The organism is Desulforadius tongensis, from assembly GCF_016907915.1.
GTDB lineage: Bacteria > Bacillota > Desulfotomaculia > Desulfotomaculales > Desulfohalotomaculaceae > Desulforadius > Desulforadius tongensis.
The window spans coordinates 1-17,532 of record NZ_JAFBCW010000014.1; the positions used below are offsets into that span (position 1 = coordinate 1).

The 17,532-nt window shown below is 42.0% G+C and carries 14 protein-coding genes, 1 tRNA gene and 1 pseudogene; 8 read left to right on the plus strand and 8 right to left on the minus strand.

All coding sequences use genetic code 11. From position 1 onward, the window contains the following. A partial coding sequence (locus JOC37_RS06975) for an ABC transporter permease (protein ID WP_204617457.1) occupies window positions 1–594 on the plus strand: 594 nt, incomplete at its 5' end. A 206-nt stretch (window positions 595–800) separates the two neighbouring features. Beyond that, a pseudogene (locus tag JOC37_RS06980) lies at window positions 801–1,678 on the plus strand (IS3 family transposase). Window positions 1,679–1,778: 100 nt separating this feature from the next. Here JOC37_RS06980 and JOC37_RS06985 read toward each other — a convergent pair. From JOC37_RS06985 to JOC37_RS13245, 3 genes are all read right to left on the minus strand, one after another. After that, on the minus strand, window positions 1,779–5,264 hold the full coding sequence (locus JOC37_RS06985; RefSeq protein WP_204617459.1) for a DEAD/DEAH box helicase: 3,486 nt from the start codon (window positions 5,262–5,264) through the stop codon (window positions 1,779–1,781). After that, window positions 5,261–6,076: a Hachiman antiphage defense system protein HamA gene (locus JOC37_RS06990; protein WP_204617461.1), complete on the minus strand. Its 816-nt coding sequence runs from the start codon at window positions 6,074–6,076 to the stop codon at window positions 5,261–5,263. The genes JOC37_RS06985 and JOC37_RS06990 overlap by 4 nt, the downstream gene beginning before the upstream one ends. A gap of 138 nt (window positions 6,077–6,214) precedes the next feature. Further along, window positions 6,215–6,481 carry an ATP-binding protein gene (locus JOC37_RS13245; protein WP_420797282.1) on the minus strand — a complete coding sequence of 89 codons (267 nt, stop codon included), beginning with the start codon at window positions 6,479–6,481 and terminating at the stop codon, window positions 6,215–6,217. 290 nt (window positions 6,482–6,771) lie between these two features. On the opposite strand from JOC37_RS13245, the gene JOC37_RS07000 reads away from it, so the two are divergent. Both JOC37_RS07000 and JOC37_RS07005 read left to right on the plus strand, forming a co-directional pair. Next, the gene (locus JOC37_RS07000) at window positions 6,772–7,278 is read left to right on the plus strand and encodes a DUF4747 family protein (protein WP_204617463.1); all 507 of its coding nucleotides are present in this window, start codon (window positions 6,772–6,774) and stop codon (window positions 7,276–7,278) included. Then, complete coding sequence (locus tag JOC37_RS07005) at window positions 7,278–7,775, plus strand: hypothetical protein (RefSeq protein WP_204617465.1); 498 nt, start codon at window positions 7,278–7,280, stop codon at window positions 7,773–7,775. The genes JOC37_RS07000 and JOC37_RS07005 overlap by 1 nt, the downstream gene beginning before the upstream one ends. Before the next feature lie 438 nt (window positions 7,776–8,213). Here JOC37_RS07005 and JOC37_RS07010 read toward each other — a convergent pair. Then, window positions 8,214–8,288 (minus strand) — tRNA-Val (locus tag JOC37_RS07010). A 55-nt stretch (window positions 8,289–8,343) separates the two neighbouring features. Next, a complete protein-coding gene (locus JOC37_RS07015) occupies window positions 8,344–9,471 on the minus strand; it encodes a D-alanyl-D-alanine carboxypeptidase family protein (protein WP_238480810.1) in 1,128 nt (375 codons plus the stop codon). Between the two features lie 198 nt (window positions 9,472–9,669). On the opposite strand from JOC37_RS07015, the gene JOC37_RS07020 reads away from it, so the two are divergent. Then, complete coding sequence (locus JOC37_RS07020) at window positions 9,670–10,398, plus strand: polysaccharide deacetylase family protein (RefSeq protein WP_238480811.1); 729 nt, start codon at window positions 9,670–9,672, stop codon at window positions 10,396–10,398. Between the two features lie 79 nt (window positions 10,399–10,477). On the opposite strand, the gene JOC37_RS07025 is transcribed toward JOC37_RS07020, so the two are convergent. The 3 genes from JOC37_RS07025 to JOC37_RS07035 are packed head-to-tail and all read right to left on the minus strand — an operon-like array spanning window position 10,478 to window position 13,196. After that, on the minus strand, window positions 10,478–11,074 hold the full coding sequence (locus JOC37_RS07025) for a phosphatase PAP2 family protein (protein WP_204617468.1): 597 nt from the start codon (window positions 11,072–11,074) through the stop codon (window positions 10,478–10,480). Window positions 11,075–11,088: 14 nt separating this feature from the next. Then, window positions 11,089–11,712 (minus strand): DedA family protein, encoded by a 624-nt coding sequence (locus JOC37_RS07030; RefSeq protein WP_204617470.1) that lies wholly within the window; start codon window positions 11,710–11,712, stop codon window positions 11,089–11,091. A gap of 41 nt (window positions 11,713–11,753) precedes the next feature. After that, complete coding sequence (locus tag JOC37_RS07035; RefSeq protein WP_204617471.1) at window positions 11,754–13,196, minus strand: S41 family peptidase; 1,443 nt, start codon at window positions 13,194–13,196, stop codon at window positions 11,754–11,756. 130 nt (window positions 13,197–13,326) lie between these two features. Here JOC37_RS07035 and polA point away from each other — a divergent pair, with 130 nt between their 5' ends. From polA to ytaF, 3 genes are all read left to right on the plus strand, one after another. Next, window positions 13,327–15,981, plus strand: a complete 2,655-nt coding sequence (polA, locus tag JOC37_RS07040; RefSeq protein WP_204617473.1) for a DNA polymerase I — start codon at window positions 13,327–13,329, stop codon at window positions 15,979–15,981. Next, complete coding sequence (gene mutM / locus JOC37_RS07045; RefSeq protein WP_204617475.1) at window positions 15,974–16,801, plus strand: bifunctional DNA-formamidopyrimidine glycosylase/DNA-(apurinic or apyrimidinic site) lyase; 828 nt, start codon at window positions 15,974–15,976, stop codon at window positions 16,799–16,801. Before polA ends, mutM begins: the two co-directional genes overlap by 8 nt. Before the next feature lie 76 nt (window positions 16,802–16,877). Beyond that, window positions 16,878–17,522, plus strand: a complete 645-nt coding sequence (gene ytaF, locus JOC37_RS07050) for a sporulation membrane protein YtaF (protein WP_204617476.1) — start codon at window positions 16,878–16,880, stop codon at window positions 17,520–17,522. Window positions 17,523–17,532 lie beyond the last annotated feature (10 nt).

Here is a 17,532-nt window from a genome sequence, read left to right on the forward strand (position 1 = left end):
AGAATCATTAATGAAAATTTAAAAAATGAGGGATGTTGGCAAATAACTACATTTTTTACTGCCATTTCATGCAATTTCTACTTGCCAAATACAATTGAGCATATGAACAACAACTGGAATGTTATAATGACTTCTCCTATATCTATTAGAAACGTGTTTACTACAAAATTAACTATCGTAGCAATTCTGATATTTACAGTGCAGATATTTTTTTTAATTTTATATTTTATTGCAGGTAAACTATTGGGATTATCTACTCAAATGCCCTCGGAAACTATTGGGTGGATACTTAGAGGTTGGTTTGCAGCTTTAACCATTAGTGCACTGCAGCTTGGGCTATCTATACGAATTAAAAGCTTTGCTGTTCCTATCGGAATTAGTCTCTGTTGTGTATTTATTGGTTTAGGTATGTATATTATAAAATTGGGTATGTTTTTTCCTTATTCTCTTTTATCAATAGGAATGGGCGTGCTTAGCCAAGAAGGCTTAACTACTACTGACAATATCCAATTTTTTGTTATGAATATTCTTTTTACAATATTGTTCTCTTCATTTACAATTCATAGATTAAAAACAGCTGATGTAACAACGTAGAAATTCTATTTTAATTCGATATTCGGGAAAAATGGCATCTGCATCAATAATGTTATTTTCAACTATGCTCTGGCTGAGCTGTTCTAAAGTAATGATAGTGAGCTTACCCCGAAAAAATAGACACAACAAACGGCGTGTTTTCTAAGGAAACAAATTATAATGGACCCAAGATTTTAGACACGAAATCAGGGGGTCTTAAGATACAAATATCTGTTCGGAAGCGCTACTCACCTGAATTCAAAAGCAAAATTGTACTGGAAATTCTTAAAGAGGAAAAATCAATTTCCGAAATATCTTCAGAATATGGCATCCATACTACCACCCAGCTAAGGCGCTGAAAGAAAGAAGCCGTTGAAAAGCTGCCCCAGCTGTTTTCAAATCAAGAAAATTGAAGCCGTGAAATCGGAATACGAAAAGCAAATCCAGGAATTATATGCTGAAATTGGGCGACTAACAACACAACTTTCCTGGCTGAAAAAAAATCTGGTCTCTGATCTGACCAGGGCTAAACGCGCGGCCCTGGTCAAGTGGGATAATCCTGACATCTCCATCAGAAACCTTGACATCACCTACATCCACCCGCAAAAAGGCTGGATGTACCTGGTGGCCATCATGGACTGGTACTCCCGTTACGTGGTAAGCTGGGAACTCGATCAAACTCTGGAGCTACCTTTCGTAATTGAGGCTGTAGAGAAAGCCTTGGCCAGAACCAAGCCGGAGATTATGAACAGCGACCAAGGAAGCCAGTTTACCAGCCCTCAATATAAAGCTCCTAAAAGAAGCCGGTGTCCGCATCAGCATGGACGGGAAAAGCAGGGCCACTGATAATATCTTTACAGAACGCCTCTGGCGCAGCCTCAAGTACAAAGAAGTATATCTCAAAGAATACATCAGCCCCAAGGAAGCCCGTAGGGAGATAAACCGTTATCTGCAATTTTATAATTATTTAAGGCCGCATCAATCATTGGACTATCAAACTCCAGCTGAAATTTACTTTCCACAGAAAAATAACACTTTCAAGGAGGCGGCATGTGCCGGGGAAAATATTACAAATCTGGGAACAGAGATTGGTTTATCACCTTAAAAAATAAGAATTAATCACTATGACCAAACATATATTTGTAGCTTAAAATTTTAAAATTTGTATCTTGACAATGAGGTCTACCTAGCAATAACCCAATTTATCACATTTTTTCAACAAAAAAGTGAATTGTCAATTCATCATCCTCATCAGTGATTTCTTCTACAGATAAATCCAACCAACTATCCTCGCTGGCTATAAATACTACCAGATCATCCGTTAATTCAATATCTGAGATAACAAGTTTTCGATCAACAGTATACAGATCCACCATGTGGGGATTATCTTTATCTTTTGCCTCTAAAACATAGCGCATGTTTTCTTCAATTGGCTGGTAGATTTCATCCTTATCCACCGTAAGAGTAAACTCTTTACGATCAGGTTCCTCTTTTTGAAAACCAAACGCTTTTTGATAACCCAATAGCTCCAGTATTTCATCTTCATCAAATCCAAACGACTCAAAATCTTGAATAAACAAATAGCTGAACCATTTTGAAATCGCTTTGTAGTCATACGGACTGCCTGTATAATGTAACGCTAACGCCTTGGCAAGTCGCCGATTTTCAACGCCACAGGTCATCAAAACACAAGCGACCGGATGGTTAATTCCATATCTAATCATAGGAGTAAAAAAGCCCGTTAATGGAGGAAGTTCTTCTCCGCGTTCTTTAGCGATTTCATTCAAATAGACCCAAGCAGAATTCACTCCCCAAGGAAGTTTATAACCAAATACATCTTCAATATAATTAGTTAAAGCATAAAGATCATCGATCTCATTACCAATCTCAGGGTGATTTGCTATGTCTTTTACAGAACAACCTTCCAACCATAGATTCATGATTTCTTTCCAAGAATCATACTCTCTTTTCGGTTTTAGATCATTTAATTGAAAAAGAATAACAGCTATTTCAATTAATAATTTGTTGATGTCTAAATCTATGGTATTACCGGCTTGAAAAAACAAGTCGTAAAGTTCATCTTCATGCTCTTCCATCACTTGACAATCTCTTGGTGAGAAACCCAATCGATAATATTTTTTTCGTTTCGTTTCTGAATCTGCAACTTTGTAAATATACTGTGTTCTTGCTGCAAGCATTTGAGTGCACTGTTCCCAAGCTTTTTCAGGATTTTTAAGTCTTCTTAGTTGAATATGGAGTAATGAATGGGATAATAGCTCCTGCAGTTGATCTGGTGTCACTTCCTGAATATCCGATTCGGCGGTTAAAGCAAGTAATTGACTATCCAACACATTTAACCAACCATAGAATGTATCTACTTCCTCATCAGGAAGCCATGAAAAATCTTGATTTGCTAACGCTTCACATAACGCATCAAAATCCACTTTTCCATGTATTTTTTTCCATTGGTTTCTAATATATACCAAAACCTTTAGCAGTGCACTGACGATAAAAGCTTCATCCATTCCTCTCAACAGTTCTTCTCTCTGTTGCTTTTCTTTTTCGATCACTCTCCTTGGTTTTGTTAAATCTACGAAAAAAATCAAATGCCCTTCATTTTCTTTCATCCCACGGCCAGCCCGACCGCAAATGTTCCAAAAATCAATGGGGGACACGTGTTGCTCGTAATCTTGCTGCAAACTGTGAATGAGAATGGTACGGATCGGTAAATTGACTCCCTGAGCCAACGTTGTTGTCGCTATAATTAAACGAACGACTTCATTGCGGGCAAGGTTTTCAAATTTAATACGTAAAGGCTGTGGAAGATCCCCATGATGAAGAATCACTTTTTCTTTTAAACACTTGGTTACTAAATGATCTTCCCCTAAAAATTCAACCGCCGCTTTTAAAGCATCTTTAAAAAGTGCTTTTTTTCCTTTTGACAAGGAAAATTGAAATCCCGGATGTTCCTTTTTCCAAATCTCTAATGTTTTTAATACTTGTTCTCCCAAAGGTTTCACTGAACGTTTCTGCGCGGTAAAGATCATGATACTTCCTTCTAACGCAAATTTCACCGCTGCTTCAACAATCGCTTCCCGTGAATTATGAGGGTAGAGATTTCTTCTTCGCGGATTCACACGACGAATATTTCGTGGAATAATAAAATGAGGAACAAAGCAAGGTCGATTATCGAGATATTCCAAACGTCCGCCACTACTCCTCCATTCCAGTTCCGCCGTAAGAAAGCGAGCCGGTCTCCAATTGGAGGCAATAATCTGTTCCGAAGAGCCGCATAACCATTCGGAAAATTCCTCTGTATTGGGCAGAACTGCGGAGATGAATAAATACCTCGGTAGGTTATATTGCAACAGTCGTTTTAACCGTTGAAGAAACATCTCATACTTTAGCCCGCGATGGGAAAAGGAAACAATATGTCCTTCATCAACAATCACCAGACCAATTTGATCGATCAGATCGGTATTATATCTTAAAAATGCATCGATTTTTTCCGGAGTTGCCACAACAATGCGGCTTTCCTCAACAATCAATCGTTCAAATTGACCAAATTCAAAACCGCCATACAATTCGGTTACACCAAAACCCAGAGGATGAAAAATCTTTTTCAACCCTTTTTCTACCTCAGCTGCTAAGGAGCGAAACGGTGCGATATAAACACACAACTTGGTAGGTTCATCCAACAAAAACTGGAGTATCGTTAATTCCGCAATGCGTGTTTTCCCAGCACTGGTTGGCATTCTTAATACATAATCCCCCCGCTCGGGTTCAAAAATGTGAGGGACGGCAGTCTTTTGGGAAGGCCACAATTCAATCACTGATGGCATACTCTTATATTGATGGATAATATATTTTCTTACTAAGTCCCCGTTCTCATGAACCAAAAGGAAATCGAGATTTTTCCAAAGTGAATGGTCCCAATACTCCAACAGGATATAACGAGTAAAATAAAAAACCCACCACCAATCCACAAATTGATGTTCGCGGGCTAGATCAATACCAATCTCTAGAAAGTTTATTGCCTTATCAAACAGGGCTTTTTCTCCACATTTTACATACTCCACATAGTACGACAATGCACGAAAGTACGTTTCCTGAACCAATTCCCATATGATTTCATCTGGATCCGCGTCCTCACTATTCCATTTTTCCTTTAATCCTTCATCCGAAAGATTAATACGCTTTAATTCTAAATATACCAAGGATCGCAGCACTTTGATATCCTTCAAAAACAACAGCCGGAGTGCCCGGTATTCCACAGGACTATCAGTGGGAATCTCCAGTTCTTTCATCAGGACATACGAACGCGCATAGAAGCCTGCAATGTAATAGGCCAAAGCGGAAAAAGTCAACTGCCGAATCTGTTCGGCCTTATTTTCCGTTTTATTTGAATAGAGAAACTCTAGCACTTCGGCAGCTTCTTTTAATGCTTCTCTAGCAAGTTCTGCATGTTCTGCAAAGGGCTTCATCAGCACGGCATTCATTAGCAGATAATGGGCTCCCTCAACTAGATGTGAAACGGAAAAGTTGTAATCCGGCCACTCTTCTTCCGGCGCATGTAAATTAATGAGCACGGAACGGGAATAAGCTTGGTTTTTACTATTCTTAAAAGAACGCGATTGAAGAAAACGTTCCACATCTTTTACCAGTTCATCAGCCAATTCGTATGGGATCATAGTTCAATCTCCTGTTCAAAAAGATCATTGATAAAAGGATGTATATCATGCAGTTTAAATTCATAGATGGATAATCCTTCAATGATATTCGATTGATTATGGAGGTTTTGGGTCGGGGTAATATGCCGGTGTTCACTAACCAGAAAAATCAGGTACTCTTTACTGTACGGTTTTTTCATAGAAAAATGATTCAAAAAAGAATGTACCTTTCTAGCTAAATCATAATTCCCCCGCTCTATCAATCTTTCATAAATAAAATTCAATGAGGTTGGTTCAGCCTGACCATAACTTTTCTTAATGCCTTCATAAGCCTCATTTAAAATATTGGCATCATAATGCTTTCTTACTTTTGACTCGGCAACACAAATGATACGCTGTTCTCCTTCTTCCACTCCAAATTTAAATCCGATGACATCATCACCCTTCATCGACTGTTCGGGATTTGGATTGTATCGCAACCGGTAAATCGGTACTTGATAACCTAACTGTTGCTCCATATAGGCACTGGTAACAATTTCTCCAAAATTCCCCATCCGGGTATCTCTTTTTTTCGGTCTCTTATCACGGTAAACCTCGGCCAGTGTACAATATCCCAACTCTTCCAGCGATTTGGTCAGCAGTTTCCGATCATGGTAATGTTCCCAGATATGTTCTGCCAATGGTTTCGCGATCTTTGAGCGACTCCCAGGAAGTTCTGATAGCAAATAGTGTTTAAATTTTATAAATTCCTCTTTAGATAAAGTATCCACCCAGTGGTGAATGAAGTTATTTTGATCTGGTAAAACAACATCCATTTGTTCTTTTAGCGCCATCAGATCACCTTACTTTAGTTACAATGATGAAGTTAAATCTGCACATAGTTTCAGGGAAATTATTATCAGCAAGTGAACACTATTAATGTAAAAATTCTCCATAATTCTCTTAAATCCTTCACTGTTTCTAAACCTTATTTACAAGATAAAAATGCATGTTTTTGCAAAATAATTTTGTAAGTTTTTGCAGCACCCCAACTTACATTTTTGGCAATTAATGGTAGAGTTCTCAAGCCTGTAACTGCTACCGGTAAATATTAAGAGGTGGCTATGGTGGATTACTCTATCAATGATTGCACTAGTTAGCTTTTCATCGTAAAAAATACCGTTCCACTTGCTGAATTCTAAATTTGTTGTAATAATTAGGCTTTTGCGTTCATAACAGTCTGAAATTACCTGGAACAAAAGCTGTGATCCTGTAAAATCTCAAATTAAAAGCTTTAAACCACCCTTGTATTCTCAAATTAAATAATCTGCAAATAATTTTAATGCTAAAATAATTTGCGAAAAATTCTCATTTTATTTTGGTACTAAAATATTGCAACATTTGTTGCAGAAGTGATTACTCATGCAGCAAATTTTTTTAACTTCAGTAACCCCAAAAGAATATTTCGATATGGGTAAAAAATTTCCCTTTCCACAACCTGAAAGCTGTCTTAATCCTGCCTGCCTTGTACAAATACCACCTAAAAAGCATGGGTTCTACAGCCGCAATTGTATCTATAACTAACCGAATAGGAAAAGACCAATTTAGGTATGTGTTTTCCAGATTAATTGAAGAAGCTAATGATAACTTTTTTATTGATGCTGAAGTTCAAGTTGTAAATGAAGAAATAGAAATAATTAAAGCATTAAAAAGTTTTGATAAAATTAATACATTAGTAATTACACTACACCCATCTAACCCTAGCAACAGAATAATCTGGAAAAAAATAGATGAAAGACTAAAGAACATGCGTGCGGAAAAATATCGGGCAGTATATAATAGTAGTGAAGGGTTAATAATTGACCAGTCAGACGAAACGTTTGGTCAAATTATGATGGCTAGTGACGGATACGGTAAAGCTGAATTACATGGTTTAAAAAATAATGAAAAAAAAACAGCCAGCACTGAAAAAGTACCTCAAGATAGTACTTTGAGTGAAGTTAACGTTGCTATTATTGATAAATTTAAGGAAATTTGGAATAGGATGAGAAACTAATGAAATTAAAAAACATTTTCCTCTGCTGGGACTTTATTACAGCAACGGCAATCACTTTAATATTGTGGTTGTTACTCCCAAGCAGTGTTGCAGGTACGTTTGCTAAAGATATATATGGCATTGCAATACCAGTGCTATCTATTGTTTTTTCTGTATACTTTGCAGCGCTTGCAATAATTATTTCATCTGGAGACAATGATTTCATTAGTTTCTTGGAAGAGGATGGTTCCTACACTGAAATAATAAATTCTTTTAAGTATTCCCTTATCATTACCCTTATATCATTAGTTTTTTCAATATTACTTTTTGGCTTTACGTCGTATAAGCTGATATTATCAATATTGTCTCAAAACAAGAATCTTTTTGCAGTATTTGTTTTTTTATTTAGTTACTCCTTATTCACTGTATTTAATTCTAGCATGGACGCTATAACATACGTTAAATATCGTATAAAGTTTACGGAAATTAAGCGACAAAGACAAAGAGATAGTTATTAGCCCGGACCCTAAGCCGGGCTAATTTGTCTTCTCTTAAATCACTCTCACCATGCAGGAATGTAAGCAAATGATGTCAAAATAATGCGCACAGGAACATTTGTTCCACATTATTGCAAGCAGTTACTAATATTCCAAAAACAACATTAAGGGATGAATGAGTATGTCCGGCCATATCAAACAAGAAGGAACAGGCAAATAGAAAATAGTAATCGAGGCCGGCAAGGACCCGGCCACCGGAAAGCGGAAGCAGAAGACTTAATGGTGAGCTGCTGTCGGAATTAAAGCAGGGCTCTTATGTGGAGCCAAGCAAAGTTACTGTTGGTGAATGGCTTGCCACTAGGCCCCTGGAATAAGGCGAAAACATCAAAATAATTCAATCGAGTACCAAAATAAAACAACCCGGCACCATTCCGTGGTACCGGGAACTCTTGATTTTTCTGGTGGGCGGGAGAAGAATTGAACTTCCGACCTCTTGCGTGTCAAGCAAGCGTTCTCCCACTGAACTACCCGCCCACAACTATACTGCAGGTATATTATGCAATATGAACTTTTAAAAGTCAAGGTCGTTTTACCGGCTATTTAATATATCCTGCCATATTTTAAACAGCATTCCCCGCTTCCTTACTTTTTCTTTAGCCACCAGCGGCACCAGCCCTACTTCCTGCCCGTTTAATGTTACCACTGCATATCCCAACTGCTGCCCTTTTTTTACCGGAGCAGTTGTGCTGGCTGATATATTTACTTTTAACCCCACATTATTACCATCAATCGGTAAATTAGCCCTCATTGTTTCCTCCGCCACCAGTTGAACATACCTTTTGACCCCCTCTTTAACCTCCAGCTCACCTAAAATCTGGCCCTTTTCTATCACCGTCTGCTCCTTAAATTCATTAAAACCATATTCCAGCAGCCTGGCAGCATCTTTATACCTGTTGCGGCTGTGCAGCACCACTGCTATTAACTGCCGGTTGCCGCGGGTGGCCGAAGCAATTAAGCAGTTGCCGGCCCGGGCAGTGGTGCCGGTTTTCACCCCATCCACACCGGGGTAATCACTGCGCAGCAGACGGTTGGTGCTGCGCACTTTTTTTTCCCGGTTGCCGCTTTCCCAATGGATGGTCGCTTCTTTGGTTCTTACCAATTGGGCAAAGGTGGAATTTTGCAGGGCATAGCGCGTTATCTTTGCTAAATCATAGGCGGTGGAGTAATGGTTGGGCACAGAGTAACCGTTGGTGTTTACAAAGTTAGTGTTAACAGCCCCCAGCGCCAGCGCCTTTTGATTCATCAGGCGAACAAAATTTTTCTCACTGCCCCCCACATGCTCGGCAATGGCCACGGTGGAATCGTTGGCGGAATATATCAACGCCGCCTTGATCAGTTCCCTTAGTTTTATCTTTTCCCCCGCTTTAAGGTATATTTGTGAACCGATGTAAATATTTTGTGCCCGTTTGCTCACAACAACCACGTCATTGGGGCTGCCCAGTTCAATGGCCAGTATGGCGGTCATAATCTTTGTCAGGCTGGCGGGAGAGCGTCTTTTCTCCGCATTTTGGGCATAGAACACCTGCCCCGTCTCCGCATCCATCAAAATCGCTGCGCGGGCCGTTATTTTCGGTTCACCGGCAGATGCCCCCCCGGGGTTGATTACATTGAGCAAAAAGAATATGGAAAAAATATATAAATACATATTTTTAAACATCATCAAGCCTCCTTACGGTTTTTTTATTGTTGCTGCCTTGGAGTGTATTTATTTATGCCTTTATTAAATTCCATTTTTTACACAAATATCATGGTGCTAATATTATCCCTAGCAAAATATGTATAGCTTAGAAAATAATATAAGGTGGTGTAAGTTTTGCGAGTTTGGACTTTTAACCTTTACAAATGGAGAAAGCGGTTGCCTATCATAGCAGCTTTTCTGGCGGTGGCAGTGGTGCTGACAACAGCCGTTATCCGCACCAACAATGTTACCACTACCAGCGGGGAAAACATTGTAAAACCCCAGCAGGCTGCATATTACCGGGTAAAAACAGATCAAAAAGTTGTGGCTTTAACATTTGACTGGAGCTACGGCACCAAGGTGGCCCAGCCGGTACTGGACATTTTGAAGGAAAGAAATATCCGCTGCACTTTCTTTATTTCCGGCCCCGCCGCTTTAAAATACCCGGAAATATCCAAACGGATTGCTGCAGAAGGGCATGAAGTGGCCAGTCACGGGCACGAGCATGTTGATTTAGATAAGCTGCCCAAAGAAAAAATTAAAGAGAATATTCTTAATGCCCATAAAAACATTAAAGAAGCCACCGGCAAAGAAGCTAAACTGCTCCGCTGTCCCAACGGCGCCTGGAGGGGAGCAGTTTTGGAAGCAGCCAATGAAGTTGGATATACCGTAATTCAGTGGGACACCGATTCACTGGACTGGTTTAAAGACCGCAGTTCCGCCCAAATTGCCGAAAAAGTATTAAAAGAAGTGCACCCGGGAGATATTATTTTAATGCATGCCAGCGACGTTACCGACCGCACTCCGGAGGCTTTACCAATCATTTTAGACGGTTTAGAAAAGGAAGGGTATAAAATAGTTACCGTATCTGAACTGCTTAAGTACGGGCCTGGTACCACAGATTAAACAGTACTTAAAAGAGGTGCGGGAATCGCTGTCCTGCACCTCTTGTCATCGGCTTTTAAAAAACAAAAGGGCAGGAATTCTACCGATGAGAACTCCTGCCGTTAACAGCAGCAAAAAGAAATGATAAGGGCAGCTGAAAGCAGCGCCAGTGCACAACCAACTGGCCGCAGATTATACCCAAAACAGCCCCGGCAATAACATCCAGGGGATAGTGCACCCCTACATAAACCCGGGAAAAACCAATGGCCAGCGCTAAAAACACCGGCAGCCACTTAAACCGCCGCCATGATTTTGCCAGCACCACAGCACAGGCAAAGGATGTGGCGGTGTGTCCCGATGGGAAGGAATACGAATCCAGGGGCTGCACCAGTGTTTTGATGCCCGCCAATACTAAATAGGGTCTTTCCCGTTCAATTACATTTTTTAATAATTCCTGGCTTAAAAAATAACTAAAAGTTAAAGCAACCACCGTTAAAAGGGCTGCTCTTTTTTTCTGTTCCGAACCGGTTATATACATCAGCAGTGCACAAGTGAGCCACAGCACCCCACCGCTACCCAAATGAGTAATAAAAGGCATTATTTTATCTAAGAACGGCCGGCGCCACTGGTATACCTGCATAAACATTTCCGCATCTATCTGCTGGATGATATGCAGTGCGGTGAGTAAAGCATCCAAGTATTTACACTCCTTTAACGCCAACCGGCCCGGCGGCGAATTAGGTAATAGACTACCAGCAGTAAAACCGCCACCGCCACCACTGCATCCAGCCGGTGAAACCAGGGCTTAATCTGCTGCCAGTTTTCTCCCAGTTTTACCCCGGCATAAGTCAGTAATATACTCCAGGGCAGCGAACCGAGAAAAGTATATATTACAAATTTTTTAAAATTCATACCGGCCAGCCCGGCGGGCAGCGATATAAAAGTACGGATTATCGGCATTAACCTGGTAAAAAATACGGTAGCCTCGCCATAACGGGCAAACCAGCGGTCGGCCAGCTCAATTTTCGATCTTGAGATGCCGATATACCGGCCGTACCTGAATAATAACGGGCGCCCGCCCAGCAAACCAAGATAGTAAGAAGCTACAGAGCCGACAGTACCCCCGATTGTGCCGGCCATCACCGCGCCCCAAAAGTTTAACTGCCCGGTGGACACCAGGTAGCCGCCAAAGGGCAGAATTAACTCGCTGGGCAGCGGAATGTTGGCAGATTCTATGGCCATACCGACAGCAATACCCCAGTAACCAAGGGCAGCAATGAAATCCGTCACCCAGGCAAAACTTTCTTCAATTAATGAGTAGATATACTCCAGCATAACTAACCTCCCAATTTAATCTGCTACCCTTTAGAATACCTTTAATCTTCAATTACAGTTACTGTATTATCTTTTACGGTACAGTTAATACCTAATTTTTTTAAATCTGTAACTGAAATATAAGAAATACCTTCGGATAACTCCACCGGGTGAATGGTTTTACCGCTGTCCAGGGGAATAAAAAATCCCGTATCACCTTTGGTGGCCTGTATTCCATTGCGCTGTTCATCCAGGTTAACTGTACAGCCCAGCGCTTCCATGGTAAAGCGCAGCGGAACGTAGTAAACGCCATCTTTATTGTAAGGCTTACCAACGATATATATTTTCTCGCCGTTTAACTGGGCTTCATTTTTATCGATGGTGAAAATGATTTCCTGCTGATCAGTTGGCTGTATAATTTGTCTGGCTACATGCAAAGCTAATCCCGGTGAAAGAACCTGTTTATCGGGCATTATACCGGTACCATCAATAAACTCTCCACCGGGCAGTTGGTACCTGGCCATGGTCAGCTTTAGTGCCCCACCGTTGGACAGGTTAAACACTGTCTGCACAGTACCCTTACCATAGGTTTGGCTGCCCACCACAGTGGCCACTCCATGATCCTGCAGTGCCCCGGTTAAAATTTCTGCCGCACTGGCACTGCCCTCGTTAACTAAAATTACAACGGGCAAGCCTTTTACTTCAACCGGTGTAAAACTGCGGTAAACCTGTTTTTCGTTATATCGATCTACAACACTAACCACTTTTTTCCCCACCGGCAAAAAGTGGTCGGCCATGCGTACCGCAGCCATTAAATAACCACCGGGATTGTCACGCAGGTCTAAAATTAGCCCCTTTACCTTTTTAGCTTTAAGCTCCTGCAGGGCAGCAGCAAAATCACCGGCGGTATTTTCGCCAAAACTGTCGATATTGATGTAACCAATGTTATTAAACATTACTTTAGAAGTTACAGTGGGAGCATTTACCTCTGCCCTGGTTAAAGTGGCATCAAAATACTCCCCGTTGCGGCAAATTTTTAACTTTACTGCGGTGCCCTCCGGGCCCTTGATTTTAAATCCCACAAAGCCCAGGGGAATATCCTTTATATCTTCACCGTCAACAGCAACTATTACATCACCGTGCTTTAAACCGGCCTTTTCCGCCGGGGAGTTTTTAAAAACTTCCACCACCCTTACATATCCCTCATATTGTTCCATCCTTATTCCGATGCCCACGTAATCACCGTTTAAAGAATCAGAAAACTCCTGCAGTGAATCTGGTGTCATGTATTGGGTATAGGGATCGTCAAGGGCTTCCAGCATACCCTCAATGGCACCATTAACCAGAACATCCAGTTCCGGCTTATCAACGTGATTGTTTAATGTGTAATCCAAAATTTCTTCAATAGTGGTGGCACCATCAACATAATCATCAAAAGCCGCTGCCGGCTGCACACAAACCAGCATCATAAAAGCTATCAGTATAAATGTAAGCCTTTTAAACAAAAAAAATCACCTCATTAATGTAATTTTTAACAGTAACTAATTCTATAATTCTGTCTAATCTCCTGCCGGCAGGTATTAGGAAGTTAGGCGGTGAAATAATAATTAACATTAAAAGAGGTAGGTGCTATACGTGTCCCAAGATACTTTAATTGTAGTGGACGGCAACAGCCTGGTATACAGGGCCTTTCATGCCATCCCCCTTTTAACCACCACCCGTGGTTTAATAACCAACGCCGCTTACGGATTTACCAATATGCTGTACAAAATTTTACAGGATGAACAACCGGAATTGGTGGCGGTGGTATTTGATAAAGGCAGGGTTACCTTTCGCACAGAACAGTACAGCAGCTACAAAGCCAACCGCAAGGCAATGCCCGATGAACTGCGGCCCCAGTTTCCAATAATAAAGGATATACTGCAGGCCATGAATATTAAGGTGTTTGAATTAGATGGTTACGAAGGTGACGATTTGATCGGCACCATTGTGGCCAAAGCAGAAAAAAACGGCCTTAACACACTGGTTGTTACCGGTGACCGGGATGCACTGCAGCTGGTTTCACCCCGCACCAAGGTATTAATGACCCGCAAAGGCATCACTAATTTAGATATTTACGACGAAGGCAAGGTTTGGGAGCGCTTTGGTATTTACCCCAACCAGTTTATAGACTTCCGGGCGTTAACGGGAGACAGCTCAGACAACATTCCCGGGGTGCCGGGCATTGGAGAAAAAACCGCTGCCAAACTTTTGCAAAAATACCACAGTTTAGATGAAATTTTTAATCACCTGGATGAACTGCCCAAGCGGCAGCGGGAAAAATTGCAGCAGCACCGGGAGCAGGCACTGTTATCCAAAAAACTGGTTACCATTGAACAAAACGTACCCATTGAAGTGGATTTAACCCAGTGTACCTACCGTTCCCCCGATTACCATCGCCTGCTGGAATTGTTTACCGAATTGGAGTTTAAATCTCTGGTGAAATTAATAATTGGCAGCGATGGGAGTAAAAACGGTAAAAACAAAAAGGCTGCTCATGAACAGCCGGCGGTGGATACTTTTAAAGTGGGATATCAAAAGATAACCAAACCAGAACACCTGGATACTTTATTAGAAGAGGTTAAAAACACAGAAGGGATTTCTCTTGTACTGAACGGCACCGCTGAAACCGGTGTGTCTGCGGCGGCAATAGCCACCGGAAAACAGGTCTACCAGCTGCCGGTGGAGGGAAAACCGGATGAGTATTTGCAGGTATTAAAGGAAATTTGTGAAGATGATCAGGCAATTATTTACTGTCATGACGGCAAAAGCGCCATTTGGATGCTGCACCATCACGGCATAAAGCTAAATAATTTAGGTTTCGACACCATGGTGGCATCCTATTTATTAAATCCCGCTTCCCCCAGCTTGGAATTAGAAGACATAGCACTGCAAAACCTGGGGGTTGTGCTTCCTTCCAAGGGGGAGGCAGCACTGCCCGCCAGGGCGGAAGTGATAAAAAAACTGGTTCCCGTACTAAGGGATAAGCTGAAACAGCAGCAGGAAGAACGGCTGTTTTATGAGGTGGAACTGCCCCTGGTAAAGGTTTTAGCTCAAATGGAAATTACCGGCCTGGCTGTGGATAAGCAGGGGCTGGAAGAAATGTCTGCCGAATTGGGCCGGCGTATTGATGAACTGACCGTTGAAATACATGCACTGGCAGGAGAAAAATTTAACATTAATTCCCCCCGCCAGTTGGGCAAAATACTGTTTGAAAAATTAGAGCTGCCGGTGATTAAAAAAACCAAAACGGGCTATTCCACAGATGCTTCGGTGTTGGAACAACTGGCAGAAAAACATGAAATAGTGGATAAAATACTGCAGCACAGGCAGTTAACAAAATTAAAATCCACCTATGCCGACGGTTTGGCCGCTTTAATCAATAAAAATACCGGTTGTATTCATACCACACTGCATCAGACGGTAACCGCCACCGGCCGGTTATCCAGTGCAGAACCAAACTTGCAAAATATTCCCATCCGATTGGAATTGGGACGGCGGATCAGAAAAGTGTTTGTGCCCCGTGATAAAAACAATGTAATTCTTACTGCAGATTACTCGCAGATTGAGCTGCGGATACTGGCTCACATGGCAGGAGATCCCGGCTTTATAGAGGCTTTTAATCAGGGACAGGATATTCACACCCGCACCGCCAGCGAAGTCTTTGGGGTGCCCATTGATAAAGTAACCGCTGAAATGCGCAGCAAGGCCAAGGCAGTTAACTTTGGTATCGTGTACGGCATCAGTGAGTACGGTTTGGCCCGGGATATTAAGGTAAGCCGGGCGGAAGCCCGCCGGTACATTGACAACTATTTCGCCCGCTGTCCCGGGGTGAAAAACTATATTGACCGGGTAATAAGGGAAGCAAAGGATAAAGGATATGTTACCACGCTGTTAAACCGCCGCCGTTATCTGCCCGATCTTTTCAGCCCCAACCGCATGGTCCGCAGTTTCGGAGAACGGGCGGCCATAAATACACCTATCCAGGGCAGTGCAGCAGATATTATCAAACTGGCCATGATACGCATTAACAAGGAGCTGGAAGAAAGAAAGCTGCAGGCCCGGATGGTGCTGCAGGTTCACGACGAATTGATTTTTGACACTCCCGCAAGTGAGATGCCGGAGCTGGTAGAAATAGTAAAAGATTGTATGGAAAACGCCATGTCACTGGATGTACCTCTGGTGGTGGATATCAAAACCGGACCCAACTGGTACGAAGTAAAACCCATAGAGGAGCAGCACCATGCCTGAACTACCGGAAGTGGAAACAGTTAAACGCTCGCTGGAAAAATTAATAACCGGTTTAACCATTATAAATGTAGATGTTTTGATGCCTAAGATTATTAAGAGCCACACCGCCCAGGATTTTAAAAAGCTGCTTATGGGCAGTGAAATAAAAAAACTGGGGCGCCGCGGCAAATACCTGCTGGTATATTTGAGCGCTAATAAAGTTCTGGTCATCCACCTGCGGATGACCGGGCGGTTGGTTTTATTAAAGGATAACGCAGAACTGCCTAAATACACCCATGTAATATTCTATTTGGAAAATGACAAACGGCTTATTTTTGCCGACATGAGGCAGTTCGGACGTATAGACCTTTTGCCGGAAGAAGAGCTGGCAAACATGCCCGGACTGAAAAAATTAGGCCCGGAACCGTTAGAAAAAAAATTTAACCCGGAGTATTTGAAAAAAGAACTAAAACGACGCCGCACAAAAATAAAAGCCCTATTGCTGGATCAAACCTTTGTGGCCGGTTTAGGCAACATTTATGCCGATGAGGCTTTACACCTGGCTAAAGTACACCCGGAACGCCCAGCCCGGGATTTAACTGCTGAAGAAATAGTTAATCTTTATAACGCCATTGTAACCGTACTGCGGCAGGGCATAAAAAACCGGGGCACTTCATTTAGTGACTATGTAGACGGGGAAGGCAACACCGGCAGCAATCAAAACATGTTAAAAGTCTACCGGCGGGAAGGTAAACCCTGCCACTGCTGCGGCAGCATTATTAAGCGCAAAAAAGTTGCCGGGCGCAGTTCATGCTTTTGTCCTCAATGCCAGCAGCTTTAAGAAAGGTCTAGCATGCACCAAAAAATATGCCCTCTCATAGTATGAATGTAGACTAATGTAACGGGAGGGAAAGTTTTTGGAGCTGCTTACCATAGCCGTATTTGCTCTGGCTTTGAATATGGATGCCTTGGGAACAGCCGTTGCCTATGGGGCTCGGAAAATTAAAATTCCCTTTTCCTCGATAATCATTATCAGCTTAATGTCGGTATTGTCCATCAGTATTTCTATGTCTATTGGCCACATGCTGGCCAGTATACTGTCTGAAACTTTTGCCCACCGGCTGGGTGGTTTAATATTGACAGGCATTGGCAGCTGGCTTTTGATTCAGGCCTGGCAGGAAACTAAAAATGAAGAGCAGGAAGAAGTTAATAAAACCGAAACTACGCTGATGCAAATTCGCATCCGGGCACTGGGACTGGTAATTCAAATACTGCGCGAACCATCAAAGGCTGATCTTGATAAATCCGGTGTTATTAGTTCCCGGGAGGCAATTCTGTTGGGTACCGCACTGGCCATGGACGCCTTTGGAGCAGGTTTTGCAGTATCCATGATGGGGTTTAACCCCATTCTCACCGGCATAGTGGTGGGACTGGGACATATAATGTTAACTTATGCCGGTTTAATAATGGGCAACGGGTTTGCCGCCACCGGCATCGGCCGGAAAATGACCGTTCTGCCCGGGTGCATCCTCATTGCCATGGGGCTATTTAAAATCTGTTAATTTTAGTAAA